The sequence below is a fragment of the Collinsella sp. CLA-ER-H8 genome (genome assembly GCF_040092335.1).
In the GTDB taxonomy this organism is placed as follows: domain Bacteria; phylum Actinomycetota; class Coriobacteriia; order Coriobacteriales; family Coriobacteriaceae; genus Collinsella.
In genome coordinates this window covers 22097-42184 of record NZ_JBBNLU010000016.1, presented here as the reverse complement: position 1 = coordinate 42184, position 20088 = coordinate 22097, and the positions used below count along the sequence as shown (strand labels likewise).

Sequence of the window (20088 nt, the reverse complement as noted above, 5' to 3'; positions counted from 1 at the left end):
TTCCAGCAATGTCTAAGCCTCTTGGCAAGCCCGATCGTATTGTCGTCGCCCTTGGCGGCAACGCCCTCGGCAACAACCCCGTCGAGCAGATCGAGGCCGTGAGCAACACCGCCCATGCCCTCCTCGGCCTCATCGAGCAGGGCAACGAGATCATCATCACCCACGGCAACGGCCCGCAGGTCGGCATGATCCAGAACGCCTTCGCCGCTGCCCACGATGCCATCGGTACCCCCGAGATGCCGCTGCCCGAGTGCGGCGCCATGTCCCAGGGCTACATTGGTTATCACCTGCAGCAGGGCATCGGCCGCGAGATGCACAAGCGCTATAAGCGTTGGCACGCCGCCACCGTCGTCACCCAGATCGAGTGCGACCCGGATGATCCCGCGTTCAAGAACCCGACCAAGCCGATCGGCCCCTTCTACACCGAGGAGCAGGCCAAGGAGTTCATGGCCGAGGATCCCTCCAAGGTCTTCGTCGAGGATTCCGGCCGCGGCTGGCGTCGCGTCGTCGCTTCCCCCGATCCCAAGAAGATCGTCGAGGCCGACTCCATCCTCAACCTGCTCGACAACGAGTTCATCGTCATCGCCTGCGGCGGCGGCGGCATCCCCGTCGTCCGCGACTACGAGAACAAGGGCTGCTACAAGGGCGTTCCCGCCGTCATCGACAAGGACCTGGGCGGCGAGCTGCTGGCCGAGGACTGCGACGCCGACGTCCTGTTCCTGCTGACCGCCGTTGAGCATGTCGCCATCAACTTTGGCAAGCCCAACCAGGAGGAGCTCGAGGACCTCACCGCCGACGAGGCCGAGCGCCTGGCCGACGAGGGCCAGTTCGGCAAGGGTTCCATGGAGCCCAAGGTCCGCGCTGCCATCAAGTTCGCCCGTTCCCGCAAGGGCCGCACCTGCATCATCGGCGCTCTGGACAAGGCCGCCGAGACCATGGCCGGCCTCTCCGGTACCCGCATCCACGAGTAGTCTCTACTCTGTTGCCTCTCTCGTGGGCGCCAGGCAAAGCGCCCACAAACTAGCCTCTCTTCATGAGCCCCGTAGTCCGCTCCGACTGCGGGGCTTTTGCTATTCACCTAGTCATTGGGGACGTTCTTAAATGACTAGTCAAACAAGAGCGTCCCCAATGACCACTCATTTAAGTCTGTCCCCAATGACTAGTAGTAGGCCCACATGGCTTCGACTTCGTTGAGGACCTCTACGACGCCCCAGCGGCGGGCGCTGCGGCTGGCCGAGTTGGGGTCGTAGACGCCAATCTGGTTGGCGTCGTCGATGCCGTAGAGCACGATGTAGTGGCCTACGTTGGTAAACGTACCGGGGCGCACTGCGGCGATGACGGGCGCACCCGAGCGAAGTGCTTGGGTAATCGATTCGCGATCGTTATAGAGCTGTGTTCCGTTGAGCCCCAGCTGCCACGCACCGCCTGTCATAAACGACCACTCGGTGGCACCGGTGGGGGCGTAGTTGCCGGCTTCGGCCAGTGCGCATATATCGACCGGCGTCTTATCGGTGTGGCCGGTCTTAAAGATATAGACCATGGTGAGGCAAGTGGGACCGCAAGCGTTTTCGCGAATAGTGCCGCCGGCATAGGGCAGCTCCGACCATGCGGGGTCAATTTGGTAGATATGGGGCATGGCGCCGGCCTGCCATTGCGAGCGTGGGGTCGAGAACGCAAAGGAGTAACCGGGCGCGACGGGAGCTTTAAGCAGCTTGTCCTCGGCAGTGGGCTCAAGACCGGCTGATCCGTGGGAGATACAGGATCCCAAAAACACAAAGACGAGGCAGGCGGCGATGGAGCAAAGCGCAAGGCGTAGGCGGCGGGCCGGAAGTGCGTGGCTTGTGGTGTGCGACGCGGGGTGAGGGGCGGAATTGCCGCGATCGCGTTGAGGTCGCGAAAAGGAGCGCTTGACGTAGTAGTCGGTCTTACGGCGATCGTAGCGGCGTGGCTGCGATGTGTCGGTCTGACGTTGGCGTGTGCTCGTACTCACGCGGTCTGACTGCTGCACGGTACGGCTTTGTTGCCGCGAAGAAGCCCCGGGCTGCTCTTGGGGGCGCTGCGGGCTGTCGTTGTCGGAGGTGCTTCTGGGCGTTGGCGTGGTGCGGCCGGCAAGGCGCACGCTTTGTGGCCGTTGGTCGCCGTCATTGTATCCGTATGCCATTCGAATCACCTTGCCTCATGTGTAACTTGTCTATCCTACATAAAAAGATGCACGACACATGGGTATGTGCGCCAAAAGCCTGACAAATGGTATGAACGTTGCCGCGCCGCGCGCCAAGCGTCACGGCAACAGGTATTCAAAAGCAGACAAGATGAAAGCGTCCAAGACGAATGACGTCTCCCGCCGTTCGTCCCAAAAACGGTGCCGCTCGTTTTGCAATTCTGCCTTCGGTCGAGCTGCGAGCGGCGCTGCTGCGCCAAGGCCGTATCTTAAAGCCATGGAATAAAAGCGCGCGGCAAAACGGACCGCGCAAGGGGTGACGCCAAGGGCGTCAAACAGGAAAGGAGGGGAACAATGGCGGACAAGAACGCAGAAGTTGCAGTCGAGGATAACGGCGGCATGAAGAAAACGCTTTCGCTCTGGAACTTCTTCACCATCGGCTTCGGTGCCATCATCGGTACCGGTTGGGTTCTGCAGGTCGGCGACTGGATGGTCGTGGGCGGCGGTCCCGTTCCCGCTATGATCGCATTCCTCTTGGGTGCAATCTTCCTCGTGCCCGTCGGAGCTGTTTTCGGTGAGCTCACGGCTGCTATCCCCATCTCGGGCGGCATCGTCGAGTATGTCGATCGTAGCTTTGGCCGTACGCTGAGCTACATCACCGGATGGCTTTTGGCCCTGGGCAACGGCATCCTGTGCCCGTGGGAGGCCATCGCCATCTCGACCCTCGTGTCCGAGATGTTCGGTAGCCTGCCCGGTCTTGAGTGGCTGCGCGCCGTCAAGCTCTACACCATCCTGGGCGCCGACGTTTACCTGTTTCCGACGCTGATCGCGCTCGGCTTTGCAGTCTACGTCATCTTCCTCAACTTCCGCGGCGCCAGCTCGGCTGCCAAGCTCCAGGCCTTCCTGACCAAGGCCCTGCTCTGCGGCATGCTGCTCGCCATGGGCGTCTCGCTGTTCACCGGCTCGCCGGACAACGCCATGCCCGTGTTCTCCCAGGTCACCGGCGCTGGCGGCGGCAAGGCCGCTACCGAGAGCACCAGCCTGTTCGCCGGCATCGTGTCGGTCCTGGTACTGACCCCGTTCTTCTACGCCGGCTTCGACACCATTCCTCAGCAGGCTGAGGAAGCAGCCGAGGGCCTCAACTGGAACAAGTTCGGCAAGATCATCTCCCTGGCACTGCTGGCCGCCGGCGGCTTCTACATGGTCTGTATCTACTCGTTTGGCACCATCCTCGACTGGCATGAGTTCGTTAAGAGTCCGGTTCCCGCGCTCGCCTGCCTCAAGGGCATCAACATGCTCCTGTACCTGGCCATGCTCGTCATCGCCACGCTTGGACCCATGGGCCCGATGAACTCCTTCTACGGCGCCACGAGCCGCATCATGCTCGCCATGGGCCGCAAGGGCCAGCTGCCCGAGCAGTTCGCCGAGGTCGACCCCAAGTCCGGCGCCCCCAAGCTCGCCTGCGTCGTCCTGGGTGTCATCACCGTCGTCGGTCCGTTCCTGGGCAAGAACATGCTCATCCCTCTGACCAACGTGTCGGCTCTCGCCTTCATCTTCTCCTGCGGCATGGTCGCCCTCGCTTGCCTGCGCATGCGCTTCACCGAGCCTGACCTACCTCGTCCCTACGAGGTGCCCGGCGGCAAGTTTGGCATCGGCCTCGCTATCGCTGCCTGCGCTATCATCATCGGCCTGCTCGTGATTCCGTTCTCTCCCGCCTCTCTCAACATGGTGGAGTGGAGCATCGTGATCGGCTGGCTGGCCGTCGGCCTGGCTCTCATGGCCTTCACCAATTCCCGCAAAAAGTAACGCCGAGCCGGGGCGGATCAGGTGCGCGGGACCCTCTCTTCCGCGCACCGAACCCGGCGCCACTTGGGTAGCTTTGTGAGGCCTTAACCCAACACGGCCTCGCCCACTATATGGATCCATAAGGAGGAACCATGTCCACTAAGTATGCAATCGTTGGCGGCAAGCTCATCGACGGTACCGGTGCCGAGCCGGTCGAGAACTCCCTCGTTCTCGTCGACGACAACGGCAAGATCGAGTACGCCGGCGCCATGCAGGACCTTCCCGAGGGCGTTGAGGTCATCGACGCCGCCGGCAAGACCGTCCTTCCCGGCCTGATCGACACCCACCTGCACTTCTCGGGCAACTTGACCGATGATGACACCGACTGGGTCATGCAGCCGCTCCTCGAGAAGCAGGCCGTCGCCGTCAAGCAGGCCTACGACTGCCTCACCCACGGCCTCACCACCGTCTGCGAGATCGGCCGCTTTGGTATCCAGATCCGTGACTGCATCGACAAGGGCGTCTTCAAGGGCCCGCGCGTTCTGGCCACCGGCCTTGGCTTCTGCCGCGTTGCCGGCCACGGCGACTCGCACCACTGCAGCCAGGAGCTCAACAAGGAATCGCACCCCTGGGGCGATCAGGTCGACGGTCCTTGGGATCTGCGCAAGGCCGTCCGTCGTCGCCTGCGCGAGAACCCCGATGCCATCAAGATCTGGGCTACCGGTGGCGGCATCTGGCGCTGGGACTCCGGCCGCGACCAGCACTACTGCTCCGAGGAGATTCAGGCCGTGGTCGAAGAGGCAAAGATGGTCGGCATCCCCGTGTGGAGCCACTGCTACAACAACCACGCCGCTGCCTACGATTCCGTTCGCTTTGGCTGCGAGCAGCTGATTCACGGCTTCGATATCGATGAGCGCACCATGGACCTCATGGCCGAGCAGGGCACCTTCTTCACTCCGACGATCGCCTTCCTGCCCACCTGGTACGCCACCTATCCGCCCGTCTACGTTCCCGAGCTGCACGACAAGTACGAGGGCACTCTGGTCGAGAAGGAGCTGCAGCGCAACTACGACTGCCTGCGCGAGGCCAAGAAGCGCGGCGTCGTCATGACGATCGGCTCCGACTCCTTCTCCTTCGTCACCCCGTACGGCACCTGCTCCATTGAGGAGATGTACGAGTTCGTCGACAAGATCGGCTTCACCCCGGTCGAGACCATCACCTGTGCCACCCTCAACGGTGCCAAGATGTGCCACATCGAGGACGAGACCGGTTCCATCGAGGCCGGCAAGTGCGCCGACCTGCTGGTCGTCAACGGTGACGTCGCCGCCGACATCCACGTGCTCAACACCGACAACATGGACGTCATCATGAAGGACGGCTGGATTGTCGAGGCCGGCACCTTCGGCGAGGCAAACAAGTACAGCGCCTAAGCTACCGTTCATCGATGGCTTGATGTAAAACACAGTATTTGATTGCATAATGCAATGGAGAGGGTCGCTTGCGGCCCTCTTTATTGCTATGGGGTGCGTCAGTAAGAAGGAGATGACGGTGGATCTCAATAGGCTGATTCTGGGCAAGAGCTACAACTCTACCAAGGTCTTTCGTACCGCTCAGCATGTGGTTCAAGCCATCTTGCTCGGTATTGTCGTTCCGCTGCTTATCCTGCTGCTCATCTGGGATCTAACCGATAATCCCAATCCCGTTCCGGCCGTTGTCGTCATTGCCGGCTTGGTCATGCTGTGCTTCTTCTTCTCGTACGTCTTTGTCGTTCCCGACGACCTCACATCGAGCGCAACCGACCGCACGCTCGCCATCGCTTCAAAAATATTCGCCTACACGTCGCGCGGCCTTACGCCCGAAGCTGCCCTGGGCGCCTCTAAGATCATCCTGTCCGAAACTATCGCCTCTGCCATCTGCTTTACCGACGGCAAGCAGGTGCTGGCGAGCTGGGGCGAGGACTCGGCAAAATGCCCCGCGGGCACCCCGGTGGTACTGCGGACTACGCTCAACGTGATCAACAGCGGTGAGCAAAGCGTGTTCTCGCGCGATGCCTCGACCGAGACGGGTGGCTACTTTCCGCGCCTGCGCGCCGGTATTGTCGCACCGCTTACCGTGCGCGGGCATTGCGTGGGCACGCTCGAGCTGTATTATCCCCGTCTGAGCAGCATCGATATGCGCCAGACGGCGCTTGCCTCGGGCTTTGCCGACCTCATTTCCACGCAGCTTGCGAGCTTTGAGCTCGAGCGCCAGGACGAGCTTACGGCCCGCGTGGAGCTGCGCGCCTTGCAATCGCAGGTCGATCCTCATTTTCTATTCAATACCATTAGCACGATCGTGTCGCTCGTTCGAACCGAGCCCGACAAGGCGCGATCGCTGCTGATCGACTTTTCCAATTACTACCGTCAGACGCTCTCTGATTCCGATACCCTCACAACGCTCGAGCACGAGGTGGAACAGGGCACTCGCTATATCAACCTTATGCAGGCTCGTTATGGCGACGGCCGTCTGCGCGTCTCGGTCGATATCGACTTTGAGGTGCGCGATTGCATGGTGCCGCCGTTTATCTTGCAGCCGTTGCTCGAAAACTGCATCAAGCACGCGCAGCGCGAGACCGAGCCGCTTTCTATTCATGTTAGGGCTTTCGAGACCGATGACGGTTTGGAGATCATCGTCGAGGACGACGGCATCGGTATGAGCGAAGAAGTCTGCGCGCATCTGTTTGAGCAGCATCGCCTGGAGGAGCCCGAGAGCATTACCGCCGACGGCTCCGTCAAGCGAGGTTGCGGCCTGGCGCTCTTCAACGTGCTTCAGCGCATCCATTTCTTTTACGGAGAAGATTCCGGCATGCGCGTGAAGTCCCAGGAGGGCGTGGGAACGCAGGTCATCGTCGAGCTGAACGGCGAGCCGCATGAGCCCGCGCCGTTGACGGCGTAGCACGCGGTTGGATTGAGAGAAAAAGAGGGGAAGCACATATGTCCGAAGGCTGGAACATCTTGGTGGTTGATGACGAACCTCCCATTAGGGCTGAGCTACGCTATCTGTTGGAAAAGGATGCGCGTGCGGGTCAGATTGCCGAGGCGGGCAATGTCACCGAAGCCGTGGAGTCGATTCTGTCGAACAAGCCCGACGTGTTGTTTTTAGACATTACCATGCCCGGTCGCTCGGGAATTGAGCTTGCCGAGACGCTGCAGAACCTAAAGACGCCGCCGGTGGTTGTGTTTGTGACGGCGTTTGCCGAGTATGCGGCTGATGCCTATAACCTCGATGCCGTCGATTATGTCGTCAAGCCGGTCGAGGACGCACGCCTGTCAAAGGCACTCGACAAGATCGAGGCAGCCTTGGGTGTCCGTCGTGTTATCCACGCTCCGCGCCAGCCTTTGCGTCTGACGGTGGACCGCGGGGGCAAAAAGGTGTTCATTCCCGCCGCAGACGTCTGCTACTTTGAGGCGCGCGCCGATTTTTGCAACGCCATCTGCGCCGAGGGAACGTACCTGATCAATGAGTCGATCTCTTCGCTCGAGCGTCGCTTGGTCTCCGAGGGCTTTATTCGCGTTCATCGCAGCTATCTGGTCAATTTGGAAGACGTGCACAATGTCGAGATCGGTTCCACGGGTCTTATGGAGCTCAGGCTCGATCGCGTAACCTCGACGGTGCCCGTGTCCCGCCGTCGCGCTGCCGAGGTTAAAGCACACTTGGGGCTTGCGTAGACGGTCTGCGTGCCGTCGTTTACCATCGCAGGTTTGGCATGGGCGCGCGGTGGGCATAATGGGTGGCATCGAATGAAATCGAAAGGATCATTATGCCCGCGCTTATCACCCATCATCTGTTTGGCGAGGAAAGCATCGACCGTCTTCCGCAGGGCGTCATCACGTCCGATGAAGAGCGCATTGCCTTTATCTTGGGCAACCAAGGCCCCGACCCGTTTTTCTTTCACATTCTGACACCGCGTGTTTCCGACTGCACGCTGCTGGCGCAGGTCATGCATCGGTCGCGCGTGTCTCGCCAGTTCGCGTGCCTGCGCGACGGCGTGTCGCATCTGCTGCCGCGCGACGCCAGCTTGGGTCGCGCCTTTGCGCTGGGCCTGCTGTCTCATTACGTGCTCGACCGCAACGCCCATCCTTTTGTCTATGAGCAGCAGTTTGGCATCGTGGAGTCCGATTCAGAGCTTGAGGATTCGAGCAGTCAGGTCCATGCCGTGATCGAGAGCGACCTGGATGTACTGATGCTGCAGCTTAAACGCGATGGCGCTACGGTCGACGATTACCCGCCGGCGGGCGAGATCGTCACTACCGATCGCATCAATCGCGTGGCCGGCGTGCTGATGAGCTATGTTGCCGGACGCGTGTACGGCATTGACATTCCGGCGGGGGAGTACGGTGCTGCCGTTGCCAATATGCAGCGACTTTACCGCGCGATTGAGCCGGCCGGCTCCGCAAAGACGCGCGCGATCTCGCTGGTTGAGGGCTTGGTGCACGACTACTCGCTGCTCGACGGCCTTGCCCATCGCGTGACGACGGAGCTGCCCGAGCGCACCGGTAACCTGGGCCATCTGACATGGAAGAATCCCTTTACCGACGAGGTCTCGAACGAGAGTTTCCCCGAGGTCTTTGATCGCGCGCTGGTCGATTACGAGTGCACGGTCGCACGTTTTATCGAGACCGGTGACATGGATGCCGTGACCAGTCACGTCAACTACAGCGGTCGCGTGCTCAATGCCGATGAGGAGTTCGACCGCGAGGAATAGGGCCCGTGCGTGCCCCTTTGCCGAATCCTTACCGGCGGTTCTGGACAATTGGGGTACGATGAACTAACTGCATATCGGGCGAATACGAAGGGTCCCTGTCCATGAAATACACCAAGCTCGAGCGTAACTGGGTTATGTATGATGTGGGCAATTCGGCCCTCGTGCTGCTCAATACCTCGGTGGTGCCCATTTACTTTAACGCCATCAATACCGGCGCTTCTTCGGCCGACCTGGTGGTCGCCTGGGGCAATGCGCAGACGATTGCCTCGCTGGTCATCGCCATGCTCATGCCCATTCTGGGCGCGCTTGCCGACTACGCCGGCAACAAGATCAAGTTCTTCTTGGGCTTCTTCCTCACGGGCCTGGTGCTTTGCCTGGCGCAGGCTATCCCAATGTCCGCCATGGCATTTTTGACCGTGTACGTGCTGTGCACCATCGGCCTTAACTCTTCTATGACGTTCTACGACGCCATGCTGCCCGACATTACCACCGACGAGCGCATGGACGCCGTGTCCAGCTCGGGCTATGCCTGGGGCTACATCGGTTCCACCGTGCCGTTCATCATCTGCCTGGCGCTCATCATGGGCGGCCCCGCTCTTGGCGTCCCCACCATGCTGGCAACGCGTCTGTCGTTTATCATCACCGGTGCCTGGTGGCTCATCTTTACCCTGCCGCTCATTCGCACCTATAAGCAAAAGTACGGTCGCGAGCGCGGTCCCGAGGACACCATCGGCCACATCGTGGGCGGTGTGTTCTCCGAGGTCGGACACACCATGCGCGAGATCGCCCACAACAAGACCGTGCTGGTCTACATGATCGCGTTCTTCTTCTATATCGATGGCGTCCACACGGTCATTTCCATGGCTACCAGCTACGGCTCGGCTTTGGGCATCGATTCGACGCAGCTGGTGCTGGCGCTGCTCGTTACGCAGTTCGTGGCCTTTCCGTCTGCCATCATCTACGGCAAGCTCGCCGGACGCGTGGGCACGCTCAACATGATCCTGGTGGCGGTCGCCGCCTACATGGGCATTGTGCTGTTCGCCGCGTTCTTCCTAAAGACCGCCTTTGAATTCTGGGTGCTTGCCATTATGGTCGGCCTGTTCCAGGGCGGCGTGCAGGCGCTTAGCCGTAGCTACTTTGGCCGCATTATCCCCAAGGAAAAGTCCAACGAGTACTACGGCTTCTTTGACATCTTCGGTCGCTATGCAAGCGTCATGGGCACTTTCCTAGTGTCGGTCGTCACCTCGCTGACCGGCAACCCGTCGCTGGGCGTCCTTTCCATTGGTGTGCTGCTGATCGTTGGCTTTATGCTGCTGGTCCGCCTGTCCCGCATGACTCGGGCGGCAGAGCATGCCGCATAGGAGCGAGCGGCTATTGTGCCTGTCCACGGTACTCTTTTGGGGTTATCCGCAATAAACATTGCGACTTGCGAGCAATGATTTGCCCAAGTGGGTATGATGGAATCAGCTAGGTCGCGGGGCGTCGCCTGTGTTTGGCGGCGTCCCGTTTTTGTGTTGCAGGGAGGGTAAGGCATGAACGCCACGGTCGTGATTCCAACGTATTGGGCGGGCGATGACGCTTGCGCAAACGCCCCTGGCACCTATGACCATTCGACGCGACTCAACGCCGACAATCCCGAACTCGACCGCTGCCTGGCCTCGCTTGAGCAGGTACGTGACATCCCGCGCATCATCCTTTTGGTGGTTTGTCCCGTTTCTGCCACAGCCGATGTGTCGCTGCGTGTGCGCGAGATTGTCGACGCGCATCCCACGCTCAAGGTCACCGTTGTCACCAACACCCAGGCCTCGCGCATCGCAGACCGGGTTGCTCAGATCGCGCCCAAGGGTTCGGGCGAGTGCGTGAGCCTGCGAGGCTACGGTGCCATCCGCAACATGGGGTTAGCCTGTGCCGCTGTGCTGGGGCATGACGCGGTTATCTTTTTGGATGACGATGAGACTGTCATCGACGCCGACTTTATGAAGCGCGCGACCTATGCGTTGGGGCAGCAGACGCGTCAGGGCTTGCCGATCTTGGTCAAGAGCGGCTATTTCTACGATCGCGACGGCTCGCCGCTGGCTCCCACGGACAAGGCGGGCATCTGCCATCGTTGGTGGACCAAGCGCATCGAGTTCAACCGTTGGATGAAAAAGGCGCTCTCGGGCACCCGCATCTCGCGCTCCAACTACGTGTGCGGCGGCCTGATGGCCCTGCACGCCCGCGCCTTTACGCGTGTAGCCTTTGACCCGTTTATCACCCGCGGCGAGGACTTGGATTACCTCTTTAACATGCGCATGTTTGGCTACGACGTGTGGTTCGATAGCGAGTGGATCGTGCGCCATCTGCCCCCGGAGTCCGAAAAACGCTCACCGCGCTTTATGCAGGATGTATACCGTTGGTACTACGAACGGGCCAAGTTGACATTCGCCGCGCATCAAAAGGAGCTCATTCCCGTTACGGCGGCATCGCTCATGCCCTACCCGGGCCCGTGGATTTCGCGCGAGCTCGACGACCGCGTGCGCAAGACCGCTATGGTCCGCAGCGTGTTTACCCGCGAGCATGAGGGCTACCTGCGCATTTGGCGCCATGGTATCGGCGAGGCAAAGGCCTATGCGCGCCAAAACGCTGCAAGCTACCTGCGTTTCCAGAGCTTTTGGCCCAAGATCATGGACGGGCTTTGGCGTGACGCACAACTGATCAGTATCCTGGAGGGGGCCGAATGATCGACCGCCGCGCCCAGCGCGATAGTTCAATATCAATCTTTCGCATCATTGCCGTTGCCTGCGCCATTTGCGTGCTGGTGTACTTTATTTTTGCCTTGGTGACCGGTATCGAGCCGATCGCCACGGTGATTGCCTGCGCGCTGCTGTGCATCTTTCTGTGCATCTTTATCTTTTTGACGCTCAATCCCGATTCGGTGCGCTCCCAGTACACCGAGGAGACGCTCTCGGTGGCCTCGGCCATGCTCGAGGACATTAAGGGCGGTCTGACGCAGGAGTCGGCGCGTTTGGTGTGCCGGCGCATTTTGCCCGAGACGCGCGCCATGACGGTGGCCATCACCGACGAGGGCAACGTGTTGGCCTGCGCGGGCGAGTTTGAGGAAAAACTACTGCCAGATTCTCCCATCCACACGCTTGCCACACGCTACGTTATCGAACATGGCATCGTGCAGTCGTTCAACCGTATGGTGGATGTCGTGGGCTCGGATGGCTCGCACAACCAAGTCCCCGCCGGCATTATCGCCCCCATCAAGGTGGGCGATCGTACCGTCGGCACGCTCAAGTTCTACTACAAGACCCCGCGCGCCGTCGACCGTACCCAGTACGCGCTTGCCTCGGGCTTTGCCGAGATCTTGTCCACGCAGCTCGCCATCCACGAGCTCGAGGTGCAAAAGGAACTCACAGCGCGCGCCGAGGTGCGTGCGCTGCAGGCGCAGATTAACCCGCACTTCCTGTTCAACACGCTGAACACCATTGCATCGTTTACGCGCACCGACCCGCTGCGGGCCCGCGAACTGCTTCGTGAGTTCTCATCGTTCTATCGTGCCACGCTCGACAACTCGGGATCGCTTATTCCGGTCTCGCGCGAGGTTGCACAGACCAAGCGCTACCTTACCTTTGAGAAGGCCCGCTTTGGCGAGGACCGCGTGCTTGCGACGTTCGATGTGTCCGAGGACGTGGAAGATACGCTGGTGCCGGCGTTCGTGATCCAGCCGATTGTCGAGAACGCCGTACGTCATGGTATGGGCGATGACGACGCCCTGAGGATCGACGTGACCGTTCACCAAGACGGCGAGGATGCAATCTTGATTGCCGTGGCCGATAATGGCGTGGGCATGGATGAGGGTACCGCCGCCAGACTGTTTGACGAGCGCTCTGCCCGTCCCGACGCCAGCTCTCCCCAGGGTGGCGGCGCCGGTGTGGCCATGCACAATATTTCGGAGCGCATCCATCGCTTTTATGGGCCGCACTCCTATACGCGTGTCGAATCGGCGCCGGGCAAGGGCACCAAAGTGCTCCTTCATCTTGATTTGTCAGAGAGCATCTTTGACATTCAAGAGTAAAATAAAAGGCTACGGGTTCAACGTCATGCGACGGATGCCCGGCGTAGTTAGTTGACGAAAGGTTTTATCCCTATGCTGCGTGCGATGATTGTGGATGATGAGGCGCCGGCTCGCTCGGAGCTTCGCTTCCTGCTCGAGCAAACGGGCAAGATCGGCACGATCACGGAGGCGTCGAGCGTCCGCTCCGCCATCGAGATGCTTATGGAAAGTCGCGTGGATGTCGTGTTTCTCGATATCTCGATGCCCGGTGCCTCGGGCCTGCAACTTGCCGAGGCGCTGCATAAGCTCAAAAATCCGCCGGCGATCGTGTTTGTGACTGCGTATAGTGACCATGCGGTCGAGGCATTCGACGTGGATGCCGTCGATTATCTGATGAAGCCGGTCGAAGAAGCTCGCTTGGATCGCGCGATCGAGAAGGTCATGCAACGCGCCAAGCCGGTTACGGACAGCAAGGTGACCATCGAGCGTATCCCGGTGGAAAAGGGCGGCCGCAAGGTGCTCATTCCCGTGGACGACATTCGCTTTATCATGGCTAAGGACGATTACTCCTGCATCTATACCGTCGATGATCGCTTTTTGTCGACGACCTCGCTGGCGCAGTTTGAGGCCAAGCTCTGCGACTTTGGCTTCTTCCGTGTTCACCGTCGCTATATCGTCAACTTGGCGTGCGTCACGGACGTCGAGACGGTGCCCTCGGGCGCCATCCAGCTGGGCATTACGGGCGTCGACGAACGCGTGCCGGTTTCGCGCCGCCGCGTCGTGCCGCTCAAGAAGGCTCTGAGTCTCTAGCACACTGGCCCCGCAGCCCTGTAGACCCATCGTCTGCGGAGCCGTGGGGCCTTTTTGTATGTATCTGCCGAATCGTTTTTTTGCGGAAGGGATCCCATGAACAGTGCAAGCGCCAAGCGCATCGACATCATCTCGGACACCCACGGCTATTTATCGCCTGCGCTCCTGGACGAGCTTGAGGGCGCGGATCTGATTATCCACGCCGGCGACCTCACGTCAGAGATGGACTACGAGCACCTATGCACCATCGCCCCCGTGCGGGCCGTACTGGGCAACAACGATTACTACCGCGACTACGGTCCCGATGTAGACCGTCTTGCGCTCTTTACCTACGAAGGCCTCAAATTCGCCGTAGCCCACTACCGCGAAGACCTTCCGGTGGGATCCGCAGACGTAGCCATCAACGGCCACACTCACGTAACCAAAGAAGCCCAAGTGGGCCGTTGCTTAGTCCTCAACCCGGGCAGCGCCAGCTACCCCAGAGGCACCCGAGGCCCCACCATGGCCAGAATGCTAGTAAAAGACGGCAAGATCCTAAGCACTAAATTTATTGACCTAGAGTAACCACAACAAAAGCGGGGGATGCAGATGCGTCTCCCGTTTCCATTTGAGCCAAAGGCAGAGCTTCAACAAAAACAATCAGACCAACCCCGCCGAGGAGCGCGCGGGCTAGCCGCGTAGCGGCGCACGCCCGCAAAACTGGTTGAATAATGTGACGGCAGGGAGGGCTTCCGGGGCTGAGGGCGGGGGTTAAGTTTGTCGCGAGTTCCGCACGCAAAGGAAAGCACTTAATGTGCTTTCCGTCTTGCGCAGGACTGTAGAGCAGCAAACTTAACCCCCGCCCTCAGCCCCGGAAGCCCTCCCGGATGGCCCCAAAAAATTTTTCAAAAAAGTTGTTGCGCGCCGGACAGACTTCTGTGTATACTAATCCCCGCAGCGCACGCGAGCGGAAACAAACGCGAACGTCTGCCTGGGGAGTTAGCTCAGTTTGGTTAGAGCGCCGGCCTGTCACGTCGGAGGTCGCGGGTTCGAGCCCCGTACTTCCCGCCAACGCAATTAAAGCCACGTCTTCGGACGTGGCTTTTTGCGTTTGATGCACTTTGTTTTGATAGAACGATCGCCCTGGTGCATCTTCGCCCAGAATCCCCGCGCCTTCGGGAACGCAAGTAAAATCTAATAAGTATATTTGTCTGAACAACAGCTTTGTTGCGCAACACCTGTTCTACGAGACAGGGGGTTAGGTTATACTAAATTGCACTGTGCGCCGCATCTGATGCATTTCGCTCCAAGCGCGGCACTCAGTGGATATCCGATTTACCATTTGGATGTCCTGGCGGTCATTTAGCGTCTCGACACAAGCTCGGCCCCGGAGCTCGTTCGAGCTGTTCGTATTCCTTGAAAGGGGAAAAATGGACATATCGAGGAAGACTGATTACGCCCTTCGTATGCTGGCGATGCTTGCCGAGGATCCGGAGTGTTTGCTTTCTGTTCGCACCGCTGCCGAAGAGGTCAATGTCCCGTATTCGTTTGCCCGCTCGATTCAGCACGGTTTGGTCCAGGCCGGTATTGTGGAGAGCCTGCGTGGCGTCCACGGTGGCATGCGTCTCAAGGTCAGTCCGGACGACGTCACTATCCGCCAGGTCGTCGAGGCCGTTCAGGGTCCTATGGTTATGAACGATTGCACCGCGCCCGATGGTGACTGTGCGCGCATGGGCGCGTGCTGCTATCATCCCCTGTGGGCCGGAGCCCAGGCGTTGATGCGCGACTACCTCGATTCCGTTTCGCTCGGCGACATCGTCGCTCACCGCCAGTTCCCAGCCGTCGATCCCAAGTTCGCCGACCGCGAAGCGTTTCCCGAGTACGCCACCTGCGCGTGCGCTTACCGGGAGGAATAACGCCGCATAAGGAGCATAGCCATGATTCAGGACCCCTTTCGTTCGATGATTCGTTCGGAAGGGGTCCTGCGTTATCGCGACCTTCCGTGGCGCCGTACACGCGACCCGTACATCATTTGGCTTTCTGAGGTCATGCTGCAGCAAACGCAGGTGCCGCGTGTGGAGGCGCGCATGCCGGTGTGGCTCGATCGTTTTCCGACTGTGCAGGCGCTTGCCCAGGCCGCGCCTTCCGATGTTTTGGACGCTTGGCAGGGCATGGGCTACAACCGACGCGCTCTGGCGCTTCACGGGGCCGCTCAACGGGTCGTAGGGGATTGGGGCGGGGAGTTTCCGCGTGAGACGCGTGACCTGGTCGCCCTGCCTGGTATTGGCCCGGCAACGGCGCAGGGTATCCGGTCGTTTGCGTTTGATCTTCCGGGTGTGTATCTGGAGACCAACGTGCGCACGGTCTTTCTGCATCATTTCTTTCCCGATGTGCCGGCTGTTCCCGATCGCGAGCTGGTGCCGCTGATTCAGGCGGCCTGTCCGGCGGCTCCCGATGCGGTGACCGACGAGATTACGCCCTTTGCCGTGCCTCAGGACGATGCCGATACGCCGCGCGCGTGGTATTACGCGCTGCTAGATTATGGCGCGTATCTTAAGAAGACGCTGCCTAATCCGTCCAGGCGTTCGGCGGGCTATAGCCGTCAGTCCAAGTTCGAGGGCTCGCGTCGCCAAAAACGCGCGCATATCGTGCGCATGTTGCTGGCAGCGCGTGATGGCCAGCCGGCGGGGATTACGCTTGCTGATGCCGTGGTGGGCGTTAACGAGATGGAAGCGGCAGCCGGTCGCGAGCCGGTCGAGTGCGACTTGATCGCGGGCATTCTAGCTGACCTGGAGCGCGAGGGCTTTTGCCGAGCCGAGGACGATCGTTGGTTGAGTGTGTAGCCCGCTCAAATCTGAAGAACGGGATTGTAAGGTTTAAATTCGCGGCTTGAGGGCATCCTAAAGACAAGGTCGCTCAAAGCCTATGGGCGGCACGTGTTGAAGGGAAGTACACCTATGGATTTTGAGAATTCCCAAACCAAGAAGAACCTCGAGACCGCTTTCGCCGGTGAGTCCCAGGCACACACCAAGTATCGCTACTACGCATCTAAGGCCAAGAAGGATGGCTACGTTCAGATCTCGAATATCTTTGCCGAGACGGCGGGCAACGAGTCCGAGCACGCCAAGCTGTGGTTTAAGTATCTGCACGACGGCGCCGTTCCGGGCACTCTGGACAACCTGCGCGACGCCGCCGCGGGCGAGAACTACGAGTGGACCACGATGTACGACGAGTTCGCCAAGACCGCCGAGGAGGAGGGCTTTGCCGAGATCGCCGAGAAGTTCCGTGGCGTCGCCGCCGTCGAGAAGGCCCACGAGGAGCGCTACAACAAGCTCGTCGAGCGCATCGAGTCGGGCGAAGTGTTTGAGCGTGAGGGCGTGAAGGTGTGGAAGTGCCTGAACTGCGGGCACCTGCACGTTGGTGCCGAGGCGCCTGAGGTGTGCCCGGTGTGTAACCACCCCAAGGCGTACTTTGAAGAGCAGGTGGTGAACTACTAGCGTGTGGCGCTAGCGTGAGCTGGGCCGGGAGGGCCGGATTACCTTCCCTCCTCGCTCACGGCTTCGCAGGGTCGCGTTGAGGGAAGGTAGTCCGGCCCTCCCGGCCCGCTTTGGGTCGTCGCGTGCTCGTTACTGAAAAGCTGATAAGAAGTTTGTGTGCCGCCCCGATAGGGGCGGCACGTTTTGTATAGGGATTGGGTTGCGGCCATTTGGTTGACGGGGCTTGCTCCGGGTTGGGGCGGCGCCGTTGTTTAGGGGGTACACTGGGTAGCGGCTTTTAGTTTATCTACTACCTGATGGGGTGTTTTTGTATGGGTAAGAAGTCTCGGGCTCGGGTTGCTGCGGCGGGAACTCGCAAGGATCCTGGTCGTCGGGTTGCCGAGGGTAAAAAGGCCGATCGTGTCGAGAAGGACAAGAAGGTTGGGGCGCATGCTCATCTTGAGTGGGCGCCTCATTTGAATTCGGCTAGTGAGGATTTGACTGCCAAGTTGTTTACTCTGGTCGAGGTAATTTTGGGCGTGGTGCCCCTTGTGGTTATCGGTTTGTTCTTGGCTTCGAAGGACGCCACGAGCGTCGATAAACTCACCGAGGTCTTTTCGCAGGATCCCTCGATGGTAGTTACGTTTATCTCTGCGTGCCTGCAGCCGTTTGTGGCGTACATGCTGTACATGATTTATCGCAAATACTGCGAGGGCGATGCGGGCTTTGCCGCCGGCAACCTGATCGGTCTTTTGTGCTCCGAGATCCTACTGCTCAATATCCCGGGCGTCATCGGTATGGGCATCTTGCTGTGGCGTGTTTGGCGCAACGTCGCCCCGCACTTTGAGAGCTGGTTGTTTGAGCGTCGCTTTGCGGGCGTGGTGGCCGATATTGCGGGCTCGCTCGTGATTCTAGCCTTGGCGTTTCTGTGCGCCACCGCTGCCCGCGGTCTCGCGGGCATGTAGTCGGTCCTCACCGACCACGGGGCGCAGGGCGGGGAAACCTTTCCCTCTCGCTCACGGCTTCGCAGGGTCGCGCGAGGCAAAGGTTTCCCCGCCCTGCGCCCCGGCGTTGGGTCGTCGCATGCTCGTTACAGAAAAGCAGATAAGAAGTTTGCGTGCCGCCCCTTTTGGGGCGGCACGTTTTTGTATGGGGTCCCGGTCTCCACAATTTCCGTCAAGCTTTTGGTTAGATTTTGGTCAGTTGGCGTAAGGGTGGAAGGCCAAAAGATTGCTGGCGAAAAAAGCTCAGAGAAAGTGCTGGTAGGGGAGTTGTTGAGCTTTTCGACAGCTTTTGAGCAAAAGAAACTTTGTGGCTATTGCCGGCGATTGCGTTGTCGCGGTCATGGCGGTGCGGGATGCTGGTCGTAAGCGTCGAATTCTCCGACTTTGGAGGCCAACATGGACCTGTTTCTTGAGACTCCACAGCAACAAGCTAAGCGCATGCTGCGTCAGCAGCAACGACTCATGGAGATGCAAATGCAAGGGGCGGCAGCCCAGCCCTTTGCGCAAAATGTCGTGCCCGCTGCTGTACCTGCAGCTGTGCCCGGGTGTGAATCGGCGCCAGAGGCCTATTCCGTACAGCAAGATTCATATGCGCAGGAGCTCGCGTTCGACAAGCGTCGTGCGCGTCGTCGCCGTGTGGGCCAGCGCTTGCGCACATTGGCGATGATCGTGCTCATCCCGTTAGGGCTTGCGGCCATCTTTCTGGCGTCGTATGCCCTCACGTGCATCCTCAACGGCGCATCGCCCAACGAGGTGCTCCAACATCTGTCAGCCCTCGGCCAGCGCCTAGGCGATGCCATAACAACCTTCCAGGTCGGTTGGGAAGGCTGACGTTTGCCGCCATTGGTCTTCTTGGATGCAAGGATTATCGCCACGAGTGGAATCCTTGCATCTTACGGGCCCTATCGTGCGACTGAATAGTATTATTGAAGATGAATAATAATAGGATTTGATATGTATAAGCAGGATTTAGAGCAGACTCTGTTGGGCATTGACGAAGAGGCGGAGCTGGAAATAGGTCCAAGAGACGATAGACCGAGCGTTGTATTGGTGGGAGGAAGCGCCTTCATGCTAAACGATGTGACGAATCGGTCGGTTACACATGACATTGATGTGTTTGAGGCAGACAGGTGTCTCCGCGAGATCATAGCTCGATACCCCGAGGTGAATGGTATGGCGGTGGCATATTGTAATCAGATGCCATTCAATTACGAAGACCGTTTGATTCCCTTGGATATTGGGGCGCGTTTTATCAGGTACTTTACGCCATCCTTGGAGGACCTGGCGGTAATGAAGCTCTATGCCTACCGTCCGAACGACATCATCGATCTTCATAGTCAGGCATTCGTCGACCAACTTGATTGGGGTCTGCTCGAACGGCTTATATTCGACGAGGGAGAAGCACTGGCGTCGTCGCCTTCGGAGCGAAGCTATCAAGAGATGGTCTGTGCATACAGGCAATACAGAAAGGAGGTGCTCGGTTGAATCTGACCTTTGAGGGATTCTTAAAAGGCTATTGCCGAGAGCTATCCGGACAGCAGTCGCTGAGTTTTAGAAAATTGGTTGAGCAGGCGACGACGGATGCGCCGCGCGTGGCGGAGCCTCTGTTTTTGCTCGCTTTAGCGCAAGGAAAAGCCGAATACGTTTTGGGTTTATCCGAGGGCTCGTGGATGGAACAGGATTACCGAGACGTTTTATTCTTGTACGGCCAAGCGGGTAGCATGGCGTCTCTATGCGCCAAAAGTGAGCTCCCTAATCGTTATGCCAACGTTTGGCGTGCGTATAGAGCGGTGAAGGAAAAGCCGGCGGCCGATAGAAGGGTGAACGCCCTGATGAGAAAGAAAACGCTGGAAGCATTGGAGGAATCGGGTGTAACGCGCTATGGCCTCTGCCGTGCTCTGCGCCTGAATAAAGGAAACGTATACGCATACTTGGCCGGCGATGACTCAAAGGTGAGCAGGAAAACGGCGCGCCGCATTATGGAATATGCGGAGGAGAGGGGCGCCCAAGAAGGGGCCGGGCGCCCGGTGTGTGTGGCGGGGTAAGATTGATCGCGGTTTTGATTGATGACCGATTGAGTTTGTTGGGCG

19 protein-coding genes and 1 tRNA gene are annotated in these 20088 nt (G+C 59.4%); 19 read left to right on the top strand and 1 reads right to left on the bottom strand.

Annotated elements, in window-relative coordinates:
* The first annotated feature begins 8 nt into the window (after window positions 1-8).
* Window positions 9-971: a carbamate kinase gene (arcC, locus tag AAAX72_RS08830; protein WP_006235166.1), complete on the top strand. Its 963-nt coding sequence runs from the start codon at window positions 9-11 to the stop codon at window positions 969-971.
* Between the two features lie 188 nt (window positions 972-1159).
* On the opposite strand, the gene AAAX72_RS08825 is transcribed toward arcC, so the two are convergent.
* On the bottom strand, window positions 1160-2161 hold the full coding sequence (locus AAAX72_RS08825; protein ID WP_349130034.1) for a C39 family peptidase: 1002 nt from the start codon (window positions 2159-2161) through the stop codon (window positions 1160-1162).
* Window positions 2162-2515: 354 nt separating this feature from the next.
* On the opposite strand from AAAX72_RS08825, the gene AAAX72_RS08820 reads away from it, so the two are divergent.
* The 18 genes from AAAX72_RS08820 (at window position 2516) to AAAX72_RS08735 (ending at window position 20043) form a co-directional block, all read left to right on the top strand.
* Window positions 2516-3967, top strand: a complete 1452-nt coding sequence (locus AAAX72_RS08820; protein WP_117746461.1) for an APC family permease — start codon at window positions 2516-2518, stop codon at window positions 3965-3967.
* A 131-nt stretch (window positions 3968-4098) separates the two neighbouring features.
* The gene (locus AAAX72_RS08815) at window positions 4099-5376 is read left to right on the top strand and encodes an amidohydrolase family protein (protein WP_117633809.1); all 1278 of its coding nucleotides are present in this window, start codon (window positions 4099-4101) and stop codon (window positions 5374-5376) included.
* 112 nt (window positions 5377-5488) lie between these two features.
* Window positions 5489-6880, top strand: coding sequence for a histidine kinase (locus tag AAAX72_RS08810; protein ID WP_117786915.1), 1392 nt, complete (start codon window positions 5489-5491; stop codon window positions 6878-6880).
* Between the two features lie 38 nt (window positions 6881-6918).
* On the top strand, window positions 6919-7653 hold the full coding sequence (locus AAAX72_RS08805; protein ID WP_349130032.1) for a response regulator: 735 nt from the start codon (window positions 6919-6921) through the stop codon (window positions 7651-7653).
* Window positions 7654-7745: 92 nt separating this feature from the next.
* Window positions 7746-8690 carry a zinc dependent phospholipase C family protein gene (locus AAAX72_RS08800; RefSeq protein ID WP_349130030.1) on the top strand — a complete coding sequence of 315 codons (945 nt, stop codon included), beginning with the start codon at window positions 7746-7748 and terminating at the stop codon, window positions 8688-8690.
* A 101-nt stretch (window positions 8691-8791) separates the two neighbouring features.
* On the top strand, window positions 8792-10051 hold the full coding sequence (locus AAAX72_RS08795) for an MFS transporter (protein ID WP_055310082.1): 1260 nt from the start codon (window positions 8792-8794) through the stop codon (window positions 10049-10051).
* 171 nt (window positions 10052-10222) lie between these two features.
* A complete protein-coding gene (locus AAAX72_RS08790; RefSeq protein ID WP_349130027.1) occupies window positions 10223-11410 on the top strand; it encodes a glycosyltransferase in 1188 nt (395 codons plus the stop codon).
* Window positions 11407-12750 carry a histidine kinase gene (locus tag AAAX72_RS08785; protein WP_055310084.1) on the top strand — a complete coding sequence of 448 codons (1344 nt, stop codon included), beginning with the start codon at window positions 11407-11409 and terminating at the stop codon, window positions 12748-12750. Before AAAX72_RS08790 ends, AAAX72_RS08785 begins: the two co-directional genes overlap by 4 nt.
* Window positions 12751-12822: 72 nt before the next feature.
* A complete protein-coding gene (locus AAAX72_RS08780; RefSeq protein WP_006235156.1) occupies window positions 12823-13539 on the top strand; it encodes a response regulator in 717 nt (238 codons plus the stop codon).
* Between the two features lie 96 nt (window positions 13540-13635).
* A complete protein-coding gene (locus AAAX72_RS08775; protein WP_349130026.1) occupies window positions 13636-14103 on the top strand; it encodes a YfcE family phosphodiesterase in 468 nt (155 codons plus the stop codon).
* 408 nt (window positions 14104-14511) lie between these two features.
* Window positions 14512-14589, top strand: a tRNA-Asp gene (locus AAAX72_RS08770).
* Window positions 14590-14948: 359 nt separating this feature from the next.
* Window positions 14949-15434, top strand: a complete 486-nt coding sequence (locus AAAX72_RS08765; RefSeq protein WP_022094514.1) for an Rrf2 family transcriptional regulator — start codon at window positions 14949-14951, stop codon at window positions 15432-15434.
* A 21-nt stretch (window positions 15435-15455) separates the two neighbouring features.
* Window positions 15456-16361, top strand: a complete 906-nt coding sequence (locus AAAX72_RS08760; protein ID WP_349130025.1) for an adenine glycosylase — start codon at window positions 15456-15458, stop codon at window positions 16359-16361.
* Window positions 16362-16475: 114 nt separating this feature from the next.
* Window positions 16476-17015, top strand: coding sequence for a rubrerythrin (gene rbr, locus AAAX72_RS08755; protein WP_006235152.1), 540 nt, complete (start codon window positions 16476-16478; stop codon window positions 17013-17015).
* Window positions 17016-17326: 311 nt separating this feature from the next.
* Window positions 17327-17959 (top strand): hypothetical protein, encoded by a 633-nt coding sequence (locus AAAX72_RS08750; RefSeq protein ID WP_349130023.1) that lies wholly within the window; start codon window positions 17327-17329, stop codon window positions 17957-17959.
* Window positions 17960-18394: 435 nt separating this feature from the next.
* Window positions 18395-18829, top strand: a complete 435-nt coding sequence (locus AAAX72_RS08745; RefSeq protein ID WP_349130022.1) for a hypothetical protein — start codon at window positions 18395-18397, stop codon at window positions 18827-18829.
* 123 nt (window positions 18830-18952) lie between these two features.
* Window positions 18953-19483 carry a DUF6036 family nucleotidyltransferase gene (locus AAAX72_RS08740; protein ID WP_260700024.1) on the top strand — a complete coding sequence of 177 codons (531 nt, stop codon included), beginning with the start codon at window positions 18953-18955 and terminating at the stop codon, window positions 19481-19483.
* A complete protein-coding gene (locus AAAX72_RS08735; protein WP_260700026.1) occupies window positions 19480-20043 on the top strand; it encodes a hypothetical protein in 564 nt (187 codons plus the stop codon). Before AAAX72_RS08740 ends, AAAX72_RS08735 begins: the two co-directional genes overlap by 4 nt.
* Window positions 20044-20088 lie beyond the last annotated feature (45 nt).

What these genes read in the sequence shown, in the direction of transcription:
- AAAX72_RS08810 (WP_117786915.1), top strand. Translation starts at nt 5,489, where the DNA reads ATGACGGTGGATCTCAATAGGCTGATTCTGGGCAAGAGCTACAACTCT.
- AAAX72_RS08820 (WP_117746461.1), top strand. Translation starts at nt 2,516, where the DNA reads ATGGCGGACAAGAACGCAGAAGTTGCAGTCGAGGATAACGGCGGCATG.
- arcC (WP_006235166.1), top strand. Translation starts at nt 9, where the DNA reads ATGTCTAAGCCTCTTGGCAAGCCCGATCGTATTGTCGTCGCCCTTGGC.
- AAAX72_RS08790 (WP_349130027.1), top strand. Translation starts at nt 10,223, where the DNA reads ATGAACGCCACGGTCGTGATTCCAACGTATTGGGCGGGCGATGACGCT.
- AAAX72_RS08815 (WP_117633809.1), top strand. Translation starts at nt 4,099, where the DNA reads ATGTCCACTAAGTATGCAATCGTTGGCGGCAAGCTCATCGACGGTACC.
- AAAX72_RS08760 (WP_349130025.1), top strand. Translation starts at nt 15,456, where the DNA reads ATGATTCAGGACCCCTTTCGTTCGATGATTCGTTCGGAAGGGGTCCTG.
- AAAX72_RS08750 (WP_349130023.1), top strand. Translation starts at nt 17,327, where the DNA reads ATGGGTAAGAAGTCTCGGGCTCGGGTTGCTGCGGCGGGAACTCGCAAG.
- AAAX72_RS08805 (WP_349130032.1), top strand. Translation starts at nt 6,919, where the DNA reads ATGTCCGAAGGCTGGAACATCTTGGTGGTTGATGACGAACCTCCCATT.
- AAAX72_RS08765 (WP_022094514.1), top strand. Translation starts at nt 14,949, where the DNA reads ATGGACATATCGAGGAAGACTGATTACGCCCTTCGTATGCTGGCGATG.
- AAAX72_RS08800 (WP_349130030.1), top strand. Translation starts at nt 7,746, where the DNA reads ATGCCCGCGCTTATCACCCATCATCTGTTTGGCGAGGAAAGCATCGAC.
- AAAX72_RS08775 (WP_349130026.1), top strand. Translation starts at nt 13,636, where the DNA reads ATGAACAGTGCAAGCGCCAAGCGCATCGACATCATCTCGGACACCCAC.
- AAAX72_RS08795 (WP_055310082.1), top strand. Translation starts at nt 8,792, where the DNA reads ATGAAATACACCAAGCTCGAGCGTAACTGGGTTATGTATGATGTGGGC.
- AAAX72_RS08785 (WP_055310084.1), top strand. Translation starts at nt 11,407, where the DNA reads ATGATCGACCGCCGCGCCCAGCGCGATAGTTCAATATCAATCTTTCGC.
- rbr (WP_006235152.1), top strand. Translation starts at nt 16,476, where the DNA reads ATGGATTTTGAGAATTCCCAAACCAAGAAGAACCTCGAGACCGCTTTC.
- AAAX72_RS08745 (WP_349130022.1), top strand. Translation starts at nt 18,395, where the DNA reads ATGGACCTGTTTCTTGAGACTCCACAGCAACAAGCTAAGCGCATGCTG.
- AAAX72_RS08825 (WP_349130034.1), bottom strand. Translation starts at nt 2,161, where the DNA reads ATGGCATACGGATACAATGACGGCGACCAACGGCCACAAAGCGTGCGC.
- AAAX72_RS08780 (WP_006235156.1), top strand. Translation starts at nt 12,823, where the DNA reads ATGCTGCGTGCGATGATTGTGGATGATGAGGCGCCGGCTCGCTCGGAG.
- AAAX72_RS08740 (WP_260700024.1), top strand. Translation starts at nt 18,953, where the DNA reads ATGTATAAGCAGGATTTAGAGCAGACTCTGTTGGGCATTGACGAAGAG.